Source organism: Wenyingzhuangia sp. (assembly GCF_039768515.1).
Taxonomy (GTDB): Bacteria; Bacteroidota; Bacteroidia; order Flavobacteriales; family Flavobacteriaceae; genus Wenyingzhuangia.
Genome location: NZ_JBDNAI010000102.1, coordinates 1 through 12361, shown reverse-complemented (window position 1 = coordinate 12361; position 12361 = coordinate 1). Strand labels below are relative to the sequence as shown.

Sequence of the window (12361 nt, the reverse complement as noted above, 5' to 3'; positions counted from 1 at the left end):
TCTATGTTTTGTTTGTTATCAAACACTTGTCCCAATACAAAAGGAGTGGGCATCAAAGCAATGACTTGATTTAAAGAAGGGTTGGAATAAAAAGCATGGTTGCCAATAGCGGTAAGACTCGTGTTTAAAATGACTTGGGTTAAATTTTTGTTTTTAAACACGTTCGCTGCAACCTTTTTTACCGTATAAGTTCTGCCTCCGTAAGCCACCGTTTCTGGAAGACTCAAAGTGGTTTCTGATCCAGAATAAGCTGTGATTTCTACGGTAAGGGCCTGACGGTCTAAAACCGTGTAATTGTAGTTGCCTTGTGTAAAAATTTCTGTGATGCTTCTAAATCCCGTCCAGCCTTTGCTGGTGTAGCTCCCGGTAGTCCCTGCAGGTATCGTCAAGTTTATGTTTTGTTTGTTATCAAACACATCGCCCAAAACAAACGGGCTGGTTCTCATGGATTGGACTTGAGTTAAATTGTTGTTTTTGTAAAAGGCCTGATTTTCAATTTTTGTGAGGTTGGCCGGAATGGTAAGACTAGACAAATTCTCGTGAACATAAGCAAAGTACGCGATCTTGGTTACCGCATAGCTTGTACCCTCAAAGGAGACCGAAGCTGGAATCGTATGGTTTCTTGCTGTTCCTTCATAGCCTCTTACTTCTACAGTGGAGCTTGAGGTCTTTAAGTATCTGATTCCGTCTATTGTAAACATTTCTTTTACCTCCTTAAAATTTCCTGCACTTAAGTCTACATACCTCTGACGCTCTCCCTCTGGAACGATTAGCGTGGTGAGGTTATTTTGAACAGGATAATGAAACATCCAAACGTTACTAAAACTATAGGGCGGAACAGTAGATAAGTAGGTCAATTCAAAGCTATAGGTATCCGGTGGAACGGTGGCTGTTGTAAAAATATGGTTCCCAAAAGTTCGCACCCCACTAGGAATGGTAAAAGCCTTTAAATTGGTATGCCTAAAAGCCGAATCGGCAATCGCTGTTACGGTACTAGGAATATAGATATATTGTACCCCTTTGTCTTGAAAAGCACTAGCTGCAATCTTGGTAACGGTGTAGGTAATGTTTGTGTTGACAACCGTCGGAGAAATGATGACGCTATTGCGGGTTCCCGTATAGCTGGTTACCTCTACCTGTTTTTGTACCGTATTGGTGATGTTATAGGTAACATCTTCTATAGAAAAAGTTTGTGCATTCATGGCTGCTACCATGAATACCGCAGTGATGAATAATTGAATTTTTCTGCTCATAACTTATCGTATTTGTGAATTTTTACTTCTTTTATTGTCAAATATATAAAATATAGCTGTTTTAATTGGTTTTATTTTAAAAATAGTGGTGTGTCTTTGAAAAGACATGGTCTTAAAGCTAAATCCTGTACCATTCAAAACATCATCTTGAAGATTATTGATTACTTTTACATAGTGAACAGTGACTTAAAGCTTAAAATATCCGTTTTACCAAACACCCCTGGAGTTTATCAATATTTTGATAAAAGCGGTGTTATTATTTATGTTGGAAAAGCAATCAACCTAAAGAAAAGGGTAAGTAGCTATTTTAACAAAAACCATGACGATGCGAAAACACGAATTCTCGTTTCCAAGATTGTCGATGTCAAACATATTGTAGTGGCTACCGAGACCGATGCGCTGCTGTTAGAAAACAACCTCATCAAAAAATACAAGCCGAAGTACAATGTTTTGTTGAAAGACGACAAAACATACCCATGGATTTGTATCAAAAAAGAAAGATTTCCAAGGATATTTGTCACAAGAAAAATGATTCGAGATGGCTCTACCTATTTTGGTCCCTATACAAACGTAAAAACCGCTTATGCCCTATTAGACTTGATTAAAGAACTGTATCAAATTAGAAGTTGTCAGTTTGATCTGTCTCCACGCAACATCAATTCTGGAACCTTTAAGGTTTGTTTGGACTACCACATCAAGAAATGTAAAGGGCCTTGCGAAGGGTTACAGTCTGAAAAAGAGTACGACGCACAAATTGCAGCCATAAAAAACATCATCAAAGGAAATTTTAGAGAATCCATCAAAGCTTTTCACGTGATGATGCAAGAATACGCATCGAAAATGGAGTTTGAAGAAGCTCAAAAAATAAAGGAGAAACTAGATTTATTGACCAATTATCAGTCTAGATCAACCATTGTAAACCCAAACATCAATAATGTAGACGTCTTCTCTATCTTATCGGATGACACAGCAGCTTATGTAAATTTCTTTAAGATCTCAAACGGATCTATTATCCAATCTCATACGACAGAAATCAAGAAAAAACTAGAAGAAACAGACGAAGAACTACTGTCTCTAGCCATTATTGAACTCAGAGAAAGATTTGACTCTATCAGTCCAGAAATCTTGGTTCCCTTTAAAGTTAATGTTGGAGAAAAAATAAAAGTTACGGTCCCAAAACAAGGAGATAAATTACGTGTGGTTGAACTTTCGCTAAGGAATGCAAAGTACCACAGACAGGAACAATTTAAACAAGTTCAGATTGTAGATCCAGAACGACACACAAAACGTATAATGGGTCAAATGAAAAAAGATTTACGACTGAGCAAAGAACCGAGACATATCGAATGTTTTGACAACTCGAATATACAAGGAACACACCCTGTTGCAGCCTGTGTGGTGTTTAAAAACGGGAAGCCCAGCAAAAAAGAGTATCGCCATTTCAACATCAAAACAGTAGAAGGCCCCGATGATTTTGCCTCTATGGAGGAAGCCGTACATCGACGCTACAAAAGACTATTAGAAGAAAATCGCCCCTTACCAGAATTGATCTTGATTGACGGAGGAAAAGGACAGTTGTCCTCTGCCCTAAAAAGTTTAGATCTTTTGGGCTTGCGAAATAAAATTGCAATCATTGGGATTGCGAAACGATTAGAAGAACTCTTTTTTCCTGAAGATCCCATTCCATTATATTTAGACAAAAAATCAGAAACGCTTAAAATTTTACAGCAATTACGAAATGAAGCGCATCGATTTGGAATTACACACCACCGAAACAGAAGAAGTAAAACAGCCTTGGACTCAGAACTAGAAACCATTCCTGGTATCGGAAAACAGAGTGTAGAAAGTTTACTTCAATACTTTAAATCTGTAAAGCGAATAAAAGCAGCAAGCATAGAACAACTAACCAGTGTTGTAGGACATGCTCGAGCAGTAAAGCTCTATGATTTTTATCATACAAAACAAAAAACATCTTAAAGTTAACCGCATCTGATTTTGGAAAAAAAGCCAAAAAAAAACCCCTATCAAAATTATTTGATAGGGGTTCGTGATATGATTTTTACTTTTTAAAAGAAAACTTATATTGTAAATACATATAAGCATCTCTTGGTATGATACGAATCCATTTTTTGTGTTCTGCAAACCAAGTTCTCTGTTGAGAGCTTAGCCTTCTTCTTAAGTATGCAGCCACAAAAGGGTGTACATGTAAAAAGATTTTTCCGTTACGTTTATTCGTAGATAAGATTTTTCTTAGTTCAACATCTATCTTACTTACGAGCACTATAGGTGCCTCTACCTCTCCGTTTTTATTCGGATTGGGTTCTCTTGTTTTGATGTTCGTTTCTGGACGAACACGCTGACGAGTTATTTGCACTAAACCAAATTTACTAGGAGGTAAAATTTTGTGCTTTGTTCGATCAGAAGCCATTTCATTTTTAAGATGTTCATATAGTTTCTGTCTGTTTTCATTGGTATTCATATCAATAAAATCGACGACTATAATTCCACCCATATCTCTCAATCTTAACTGGCGAGCGATTTCGGTCGCTGCAATCAAGTTGACTTCAAGCGCTGTGTCTTGTTGTGAATTGGCTTTGTTTGATCTGTTACCACTATTGACATCAATGACGTGTAAAGCTTCGGTGTGTTCAATTACCAGATAGGCACCTTTACTCATCGATACGGTTTCACCAAAAGCAGCTTTGATCTGTCTTTCAATACCATATTTTTCGAAGATCGGTGTGTTTCCTTCGTAATCTTTGACAATACCTAGTTTTTTTGGCGCTATTTCCTGTATATAATCTCTTATTTCAGTGGCTAGCTCTTGGTCATCAACAACAATACTTGTAAAAGAATCGTTTAAAACGTCTCTTAAAATAGAAGATGCCCTGTTCAATTCACTTAAAACTTTTGTAGGTGTGTTGGTATTTGGAATACGCTTGCACATTTCTACCCATTTTTGTAGTGAATTTTGTAAATCTTTGTCTAATTCTGCAACTTTTTTTCCTTGAGCAACTGTGCGCAGAATTAGCCCAAACCCTTTGGGCTTGATACTTTTTGCCAGTTTTTTTAGTCTATCTTTTTCCTTAGGATCTTCGATCTTTTGGGAAACGGATACTCTTTTAGAAAACGGGACTAAAACTAAATATCTACCTGCGATGGACAACTCTGAACTAATTCGTGGTCCTTTTGTAGATATTGGTTCTTTAACAATTTGAACAAGAATGTTTTGCTTCGGTTTTAAAACCTTGTCAATAGAACCTCCTTTGTCAATATCTTTTTCAAATTGAAATTTGTTTAACGTAAAATCTTTGTAATTACCTGTACTTATTTTCTTTAAAAAGCTATTTAGAGAATTGATTTGAGCTCCTAAATCATGGTAATGTAAAAAACCATCTTTAGCATAACCAACATCAACAAAAGAGGCGTTTAGACCTTTTAAAACTTTTCCTGCTTTGGCTAAAAATATATCCCCTACCGATATTTTATTATCGTTAGATTCATTATTTAACTCGACTAATCTACCATCTCTAAGTAATGCAAAATCAATATCAGAAGAATTTGAACGAATAACTAATTCTAATTTCATCCTGACTTTGTATTAAATGTCACTCTAGTGACACGATTAAAAATAAGTAAATTGATAATTAAGACGATTGTCTTAATGTCAATGAACGTGTTATGGTTTTACGAAACCATAAAAAAAGAAGAAAAAGTAAGTTTACAACCTACTTTTTCTTGTGTCTGTTAGCTCTTGATCTTTTTTTACGTTTGTGAGTAGAGATCTTCGCTCTTTTTCTTTTTTTACCACTTGGCATAATGTTATCATTTTAATGTCTCCTTTTGTGGAGATTGTTAATAATCTATCTTTGAAAGTACTACTTTACTTTAACTTTTGCTTTTACTCCTTCTGTAAATGTTTTAGCGGGTTTGAACGCTGGAATATTGTGAGCAGGAATCTTGATGGTTGTGTTCTTTGAAATGTTTCTTCCTGTTTTTTCAGCTCTTGTTTTGATGACAAAACTTCCAAAACCTCTCAAATAAACGTTGTCTCCGTTTTCTAAAGATTTCTTTACTTCCTCCATAAACGCCTCAACAGTTGCCAAAACATCAGCTTTTTCAATTCCTGATTTGTCTGCAATTGTTGTAACTAAATCTGCTTTCGTCATTTCTTAATTTAAATTTTTGTTTCTAGAAAAATTGAGGATGCAAATATAGGACAATTAATTCAGTCTAAAAAGATTAACCCTCAATTTTTAAGAGAAGTTTTGCTTAGGTTTGTATTCCAAAGAACAAAGATATGGAATTTTATAAGGTGCTGGAAGCATGGTATTTAAAGAACAAAAGAGATTTGCCTTGGCGAAAATCTTCTGATCCCTATTTTGTTTGGCTCTCTGAAATCATTCTGCAACAAACACGAATTCAACAAGGTTTGAACTATTACAAGGTGTTTACAGAGCATTATCCAACGGTTCAAAAATTGGCAGAGGCAAGTGAAGACCAGGTTTTGAAGGACTGGCAAGGCTTGGGATATTATTCTAGAGCCAGGAATTTACACTTTTCTGCAAAATATATTTGTGAAGAGCTTCAGGGAGTATTTCCCAACAATTACAAATCGCTTTTGAAGCTTAAAGGGGTGGGAGACTACACCGCTTCTGCAATTGCTTCTATCTGTTTTAACGAACGCGCTGCTGTGGTTGACGGAAACGTCTATCGAGTGCTCTCTAGGTACTTCAATATCGATATTCCCATCAACACGCCAAAGGGTGTCAACTATTTTAAGACCTTAGCCCAGGAACTGATCACAAATGCAAACCCAAGAGAATATAACCAAGCCCTTATGGATTTTGGCGCAATGATTTGTAAACCGAAATCTCCTAAATGTGAAGTGTGCCCTTTGACAGAAAGTTGTCTTGCAAAAGCAGAAAACCGTATTGATGCCCTGCCGGTAAAAGAAAAAAAACTGAGGGTAAAAGACAAATACTTTAATTTTATCATTGTCGATGACGGAACATCCACTGTTCTTGAAAAAAGAACGGAAAATGGAATTTGGAAAAATTTATACCAATTTCCACTTATCGAAACATCAAAACCTGCCAATCTCGAACTATTGATTCAAAACGATTTCTTTGAAAAGAGTGGATTTCTAACTTCTGAACTTACTTTGTACAATGAAGAAGCTTGGGTTCACAAACTAACCCATCAACACTTATACACACAGTTTTGGATTTTGAAAATCGATCCCAGAAAAGGTCTTGAAACCGTGCCTTGGAATGAGGTTGAAAGATATGCTGTCCCAAAACTTATAGACAAATTTATAGAAGCCTACAAAAGCAAATAAATTTTAGTTATTTTTGAAGTAAAGAATTTATTTATGGCTGGGACTTTGAACAAAGTTATGCTTATTGGTTATGTAGGAGGTGTTGTGAAAACTCATTTTTTTGAGGGAGGTGGTTGCGTTGCGAGATTTTCAATTGCTACCCACGAAACCTATACCAATAAAACCACCCAAGAAAAAACTACCCAAACCGAATGGCACAACATTGTCGTTAAAAATAAATTAGCTGAAATTTGTGAGAAATTTTTAAACAAAGGAGACAAAGTCTATTGTGAAGGAAAGATTAAAACTCGAGAGTGGACCTTAGAAGGTGTAAAAAAGATTGCCTCCGAAATTCATGTGACAGAAATAAATTTTCTAACTCCAAAGAGCACGAACACGCAAGACCCTTTACCACCAGAAAAAATAACTGGTGAAAATATTATTGACGATTTACCATTTTAAACAAACAAAACATTGCCTGAGCCCATATACGACACCGGAATACCTTTACCTATTCTCATAAACAGTGTTATCACACTTGCTTTACTCTTGAGTTCAGCTCTAATTTCTGGCTCTGAAGTCGCTTTTTTTTCTTTGACAAAAACAGAGGTAGAGGAATTGAAACAACAAGAAGACAATAAGGGGATAAAAAAACTTACCAAACTTATTTCTAATCCCGAAAGATTATTAGCAAACATCTTGGTTGCCAACAACGCAATTAACATCCTCATTGTACTGCTATTTGCAAGCATGGGAGAAACATTATTTGGCCAGCTTACTTTTAAGCTAGACTTGATTTTGTTTGATTTGAACGTTAGATTCTTTGTTGAGGTAATTATCATTGCTTTTTTGATTTTAATCTTTGGTGAGGTTCTTCCAAAAATATATGCCACAAAAAATGCAAAAAAGTTTGCTATTTTCATGAGTCCAATATTATTGGTCTTAGACAAAATTTTTGCTTTTGTTACTGGCCCACTGACTGCTTTGTCAAATCTTATCGAGAGAAGTTTAAGCAGTCGTAAAAGCAATTTTTCGATGGACGATTTGTCTCAGGCCTTAGAGCTAACTTCCGAAGAAGAGACCACGGCAGAACAAAAGAATATTTTAGAAGGAATCGTCAACTTTGGGAATACCGAAACCGTACAAATTATGAAGCCTAGAATGGATATTTGTGCCATTTCTAAAGAAACTCCCTTTGCAGAAGTTCTTGACATTGTTACCGATAAAGGGTTTTCTAGAAACCCTGTTTACGACAATAATATTGATGAAATCGTTGGGGTCTTATACACCAAAGATTTACTCCCACATCTACACAAGAAAACACTTGACTGGAGACCACTGGTTAGGGCGTCTTTTTTTGTTCCAGAAAACAAAAAATTAGATGACTTGCTCGTTGACTTCAAAGAGCGAAAAAATCATCTAGCCATCGTTGTTGACGAATATGGAGGAACTAGCGGTCTAGTAACCCTTGAGGATGTTATCGAAGAAATTGTTGGCGATATTAGTGATGAATTCGATGAGGAAGATTTGTCCTATTCTAAAATTGATGAAAACAACTATGTCTTTGACGGAAAGATAAATCTAAAAGACTTTTGTAAAGTCTTAACCTTAGATGAGGTTCGCTTTGAAAAAGACAAAGGGGAATCTGAGACATTGGCAGGACTGCTGTTGGAGTTGTCAGGAAGATTTCCTAGAAAGTTTGAAAAAATAAATTACCAGCATCTTATTTTTACGATTGAAGCCATTGATCGCAAACGAATCAAACAAATAAAAGTAAGCATCACCTAAACAGGTTCTTTGATGAAATCTCCTCTTTTTCTTTTTGGTCTACTGGTTCTTTTGAATAGCTGCAACGATAATGTTGTACCCAAACCCAACGCTTATTTGAGTTTATCTTACCCAAAAGCTACTTATCAAAAAAGTAGTGAGGCTCTTCCTTACCGTTTTCAATACTCTGTACAAGCGATTTTAAACATCAAGCCCCGCTCATGGTCTGATCTACAATACCCAGATTTAAAAGCAGAGCTCAACATGACCTACCAAAAGGTAGACAAAGACATCATGCGTCTTTTTCTTGATGCAGAAAAACTAACTTATAAGCATGCTTTGAAAGCTGATCGTATCGAAATGCATCCTTATGAAAACAAAAGTAAAAAGGTGTACGCAAAGATTTTTGAGGTTACTGGTGATGTCGCTTCTGCGATTCAATTTCAGGCCACAGACTCAACTAAGCATTTTTTGAGTGGAGCCTTATACTTTGACGCTAGTCCAAATTACGACTCAATCCTTCCTGCTATAGATTACCTAAAAAAAGATATTGAGACGCTTATTGAAACCCTTGAATGGAAACACTAGTTGGATTCTCTTTTTATCGCATTAGACTTAAAAATCATATACAACAACACCCCAAACAATACGGCTCCTGTTAAGAGGTGAACGGCTTGTGTTCCAAAAGGAAAATTGACATAATACATTAAGATTCCCGAAACCGCTTCGAACCCTAACAAAAACATCACGTATTTTATGCCTTTGAACCCAAGATTATACTTTCTATTTACCCAAAACAAGAAGGCGTTTACAACTATAATTGCAATGGTAAAAGACCTATGAAAATAAAATTTAAAAGTCGGATTTAACAACCTAAACTCTTTGTGCTCAAAACCAAATAACTTTACTTGGTCATCTACGTACTGTCTTACTTGAGTTCCCAAAAGAATTTGTCCAATCATCATGATTAGAGAAACCACCAATAAACGATGAAAATCTTTATTATAATTGCTCTTTAGTATTGTTTCAGAACACAAAAATTTAGCTCTCAAGAGAAGGCTAACAATTAACAACCCCCCAATCATGTGAAAAGTAATTACATAAGGTGTTAAAAAACTGTCTACTACTATTTTACCCAACCAAGCTTCAAACAACATGCCCAAAAAGGCAATATACACCAACGGTGCTACTCCTTTCTTTTTTTCTGTAGCAAAGGTTACCTTCCATAAAAGAATTAGAAAAACCAAACCCGACAACACAGAAGCCAACCTATTGACATACTCTGTATAGGTATGATATACATTAAACTTTGCATATTCGTGTTTTGTGTAAGCAGTCCAGTTACTCGGCTCAAAAGAAGATGAGGTTACCAAACTTTTATTTGCCACAAAAAGAGCCTCATCATGAATGATAACATATCCTTTTTTAAAAGGGGTATCAGGTTTCCAAGTAATTTGGTTTTCGCTCGTCGGAGGGATGTAGTACCCGAAACATTTAGGCCAATCTGGACAACCCATTCCTGATCCTGTCATCCTCACGACTGATCCTGCTAAAAAGATGAGGTAAACCGAAACAACGGCTATATTTAGGGTTCTTGATAAACTCAATTTCATGACTTTACTTTTCGGGTTTATGAATTGTCTTTTTGCATTGAACAGCACGGTTTTTCACAACCTGGTTTACAGGAAATGTTGCGGTCAGCATCTTTATTGGCTTTTACACAGCAAGCCTCTTTTTTGAGTTCACATTTTTCTGAACAAGACATTGCACACTCGTGCCCACCTGCTTTTGAACAACAAGCTCCGGTTTTATGCTCACCCTTTTTTGAACAAGCTGCTGAACAAACTAAAGTCTCTTTTGATTGGATCTCTTTTACTGCTTTGTATGTTTTTCCATCTAACAAACCATTGATCGTTGTTATGATAGAAGCTTCCGAAGTTTTGTTTGGATTGTAAGTAAATGTTCCTTTTTTTGAATCAAAATCTACTTTTGATTTCGTAACTCCTTCTAGTTTAGAAATTTTAGCCTCAATTGTTTTTGCGCATCCAATAGCACAAGTCATTCCTTCAATACCCATGGAAACCGTTTCTAGTTTTGTTAACAAACTGTTTTGAGGATCAGACTTTCTTTTTTCAGAAGAGGGTCCACAAGACACTAAAAAAGATAGAGCTAAAAAAGTGACAACAAAATATTTTACTGAAGTTTTCATATTGCATTTATTTTGATAAAACATACAACAAAGATACAAAAAGAATGTATGCTTGAGACCTCAAAAAGATGAATAAAATAGAATTACATTTCTTTATCACAAGCGTAAAGCGAAATGTTTTTTTTAACGTTTTGCTCGCTGAATTTTGAACTGAATAGAACACAATTATCTATATTTAAAAATAGTTTTCAACAAGAGAAATTATTGATATTTAACGCTAAACGTATATAAATCAATACTATAAAGTTTTTAAAAAAACACTTATAGTTGTGGTGTGTTGAAAAATAAAATGTATATTTGCATCCGTTTTATTAACAAGCATTTTAAATATTTAAGTATGTACGCAATTGTAGAGATAGCAGGGCAGCAGTTTAAAGTAGCGCAAGACCAAAAAGTATACGTTCACCGTTTACAAAACGAAGAAGGAGAATCTGTTTCTTTTGACAACGTTTTATTAGTAGACAATAATGGTGAGGTTACGATTGGCGCCCCAGCTATAGAAGGAGCTTCAGTAAAAGCTAAAGTTTTAGGTCACTTAAAAGGTGATAAGGTAATCGTCTTCAAAAAGAAAAGAAGAAAAGGTTACAAAAAGAAGAATGGACATCGTCAGTATTTAACTGAAATCCAAATTGAAGCTATCAACGCTTAATTTGATCGTCTAATTTAAATTAAAATAGAAAAATAACCTTATAAAAACACAATATTATGGCTCATAAGAAAGGTGTCGGAAGTTCGAAGAACGGTAGAGAATCAGAATCGAAACGATTAGGTGTAAAGATTTTTGGTGGACAAGCTGCATTGGCTGGTAACATCATAGTACGTCAAAGAGGTACTACTCACAATCCAGGTGAAAATGTTTACATGGGTAAAGATCATACTTTACACGCAAAAGTTGACGGAATTGTAGAGTTCCAAAAGAAAAGAAATAATAAATCTTATGTTTCTATAACTCCTATAGAAGCTTAATTTATATTCAACTTTTAAAAAAAGCCTCTGAACAATTCAGAGGCTTTTTTTTATGAAGATTAAAAAGTGACTGTTTCTTTATTTTAAAATGAAGATAAAAGACAGTATTTCATTACGTACTTTATTGGTTATTATTGTATGATTGATTTATACACAAGCAATTTTATTAACTCTATTTTGATGGCGTCCACCTTCAAAATCTGTACTTAAGAAAGTTTCTACCATTTCTAAAGCTTGCTCTATAGCAGTAAATCGAGCTGGAATACAAAGTACATTAGCATTGTTGTGTTGTTTTACCAAAGAAACTATTTCCTTCGTCCAACACAAACCAGCTCTAACGTTTTGATATTTGTTAGCTGTCATGGCCACACCATTTGCACTCCCACAAATTAATATTCCTAGATCTACTTTTTTTGTGTCTACTGCTGCTGCAACTTGGTGAGCATGATCTGGATAATCTACACTATCAAATGTATCTGTTCCAAAATTTAATACTTCTATGTTTTTTTGCTCTAATAATTTTACTATCGCAGATTTATATGCTGGACCAGCGTGATCGTTTCCTATGGCTATTTTCATAATGACTATTTATTATTTTCTTCAAATTTACAAAAAAAGTAATGCTAATTTCTAATTCATCTTTGGTATATAAATAAATATATTAGATGATGAATAAATCTAATATATTTATTTTAGTGATTTGATTTTTATAATGAAATTTTAAGTCTTTAACATTGAATTATGTTATGAACATATAGAATGATAACTTTTATCAAAACCATTATCAATCAACGTATTAGTTAAAATAACGAATTGTTAACAACCTGTGGTTAAAAAAAGTAAAGT

Annotated in this window: 13 protein-coding genes; 7 read left to right on the top strand and 6 right to left on the bottom strand. The window is 35.0% G+C overall.

What is annotated here, in order from left to right; translation table 11 throughout:
* On the bottom strand, positions 1–1253 hold a 1253-nt coding region (locus ABF281_RS06910; protein WP_347180948.1), incomplete at its 3' end, for a leucine-rich repeat protein.
* Positions 1254–1427: 174 nt separating this feature from the next.
* Between ABF281_RS06910 and uvrC the strand changes: the two genes are divergently transcribed.
* The gene (gene uvrC, locus ABF281_RS06905) at positions 1428–3230 is read left to right on the top strand and encodes an excinuclease ABC subunit UvrC (protein WP_347180949.1); all 1803 of its coding nucleotides are present in this window, start codon (positions 1428–1430) and stop codon (positions 3228–3230) included.
* An 82-nt stretch (positions 3231–3312) separates the two neighbouring features.
* On the opposite strand, the gene ABF281_RS06900 is transcribed toward uvrC, so the two are convergent.
* Both ABF281_RS06900 and ABF281_RS06895 read right to left on the bottom strand, forming a co-directional pair.
* Positions 3313–4842, bottom strand: a complete 1530-nt coding sequence (locus tag ABF281_RS06900; RefSeq protein WP_347180947.1) for a ribonuclease E/G — start codon at positions 4840–4842, stop codon at positions 3313–3315.
* Positions 4843–5131: 289 nt separating this feature from the next.
* Positions 5132–5422, bottom strand: a complete 291-nt coding sequence (locus ABF281_RS06895; protein ID WP_347180946.1) for an HU family DNA-binding protein — start codon at positions 5420–5422, stop codon at positions 5132–5134.
* Between the two features lie 131 nt (positions 5423–5553).
* Here ABF281_RS06895 and mutY point away from each other — a divergent pair, with 131 nt between their 5' ends.
* Genes mutY through gldD form a run of 4 tightly spaced genes read left to right on the top strand, consistent with a single transcriptional unit; the run spans position 5554 to position 8928 of the window.
* Positions 5554–6594, top strand: a complete 1041-nt coding sequence (mutY, locus tag ABF281_RS06890) for an A/G-specific adenine glycosylase (RefSeq protein WP_347180945.1) — start codon at positions 5554–5556, stop codon at positions 6592–6594.
* 33 nt (positions 6595–6627) lie between these two features.
* Complete coding sequence (gene ssb, locus ABF281_RS06885; protein WP_347180944.1) at positions 6628–7035, top strand: single-stranded DNA-binding protein; 408 nt, start codon at positions 6628–6630, stop codon at positions 7033–7035.
* A gap of 12 nt (positions 7036–7047) precedes the next feature.
* Positions 7048–8361 (top strand): gliding motility-associated protein GldE, encoded by a 1314-nt coding sequence (gene gldE / locus ABF281_RS06880; RefSeq protein ID WP_347180943.1) that lies wholly within the window; start codon positions 7048–7050, stop codon positions 8359–8361.
* Between the two features lie 12 nt (positions 8362–8373).
* Positions 8374–8928 carry a gliding motility lipoprotein GldD gene (gene gldD, locus ABF281_RS06875; protein ID WP_347180942.1) on the top strand — a complete coding sequence of 185 codons (555 nt, stop codon included), beginning with the start codon at positions 8374–8376 and terminating at the stop codon, positions 8926–8928.
* On the opposite strand, the gene ABF281_RS06870 is transcribed toward gldD, so the two are convergent.
* Both ABF281_RS06870 and ABF281_RS06865 read right to left on the bottom strand, forming a co-directional pair.
* The gene (locus tag ABF281_RS06870; protein ID WP_347180941.1) at positions 8925–9953 is read right to left on the bottom strand and encodes a COX15/CtaA family protein; all 1029 of its coding nucleotides are present in this window, start codon (positions 9951–9953) and stop codon (positions 8925–8927) included. The genes gldD and ABF281_RS06870 overlap by 4 nt on opposite strands.
* Positions 9954–9970: 17 nt before the next feature.
* Positions 9971–10549, bottom strand: a complete 579-nt coding sequence (locus tag ABF281_RS06865; RefSeq protein ID WP_347180940.1) for a heavy metal-associated domain-containing protein — start codon at positions 10547–10549, stop codon at positions 9971–9973.
* Positions 10550–10886: 337 nt separating this feature from the next.
* Here ABF281_RS06865 and rplU point away from each other — a divergent pair, with 337 nt between their 5' ends.
* Positions 10887–11198 (top strand): 50S ribosomal protein L21, encoded by a 312-nt coding sequence (rplU, locus tag ABF281_RS06860; RefSeq protein ID WP_347180939.1) that lies wholly within the window; start codon positions 10887–10889, stop codon positions 11196–11198.
* A gap of 56 nt (positions 11199–11254) precedes the next feature.
* The gene (rpmA, locus tag ABF281_RS06855) at positions 11255–11515 is read left to right on the top strand and encodes a 50S ribosomal protein L27 (RefSeq protein WP_302883299.1); all 261 of its coding nucleotides are present in this window, start codon (positions 11255–11257) and stop codon (positions 11513–11515) included.
* A 147-nt stretch (positions 11516–11662) separates the two neighbouring features.
* Here rpmA and rpiB read toward each other — a convergent pair whose 3' ends face one another.
* Complete coding sequence (rpiB, locus tag ABF281_RS06850; protein WP_347180938.1) at positions 11663–12094, bottom strand: ribose 5-phosphate isomerase B; 432 nt, start codon at positions 12092–12094, stop codon at positions 11663–11665.
* Between the last annotated feature and the right edge of the window lie 267 nt (positions 12095–12361).

Coding starts and splice junctions, on each gene's coding strand:
- ABF281_RS06900 (WP_347180947.1), bottom strand. CDS start 4,842: ATGAAATTAGAATTAGTTATTCGTTCAAATTCTTCTGATATTGATTTT.
- ABF281_RS06895 (WP_347180946.1), bottom strand. CDS start 5,422: ATGACGAAAGCAGATTTAGTTACAACAATTGCAGACAAATCAGGAATT.
- mutY (WP_347180945.1), top strand. CDS start 5,554: ATGGAATTTTATAAGGTGCTGGAAGCATGGTATTTAAAGAACAAAAGA.
- ssb (WP_347180944.1), top strand. CDS start 6,628: ATGGCTGGGACTTTGAACAAAGTTATGCTTATTGGTTATGTAGGAGGT.
- gldD (WP_347180942.1), top strand. CDS start 8,374: ATGAAATCTCCTCTTTTTCTTTTTGGTCTACTGGTTCTTTTGAATAGC.
- ABF281_RS06870 (WP_347180941.1), bottom strand. CDS start 9,953: ATGAAATTGAGTTTATCAAGAACCCTAAATATAGCCGTTGTTTCGGTT.
- ABF281_RS06865 (WP_347180940.1), bottom strand. CDS start 10,549: ATGAAAACTTCAGTAAAATATTTTGTTGTCACTTTTTTAGCTCTATCT.
- rplU (WP_347180939.1), top strand. CDS start 10,887: ATGTACGCAATTGTAGAGATAGCAGGGCAGCAGTTTAAAGTAGCGCAA.
- rpmA (WP_302883299.1), top strand. CDS start 11,255: ATGGCTCATAAGAAAGGTGTCGGAAGTTCGAAGAACGGTAGAGAATCA.
- rpiB (WP_347180938.1), bottom strand. CDS start 12,094: ATGAAAATAGCCATAGGAAACGATCACGCTGGTCCAGCATATAAATCT.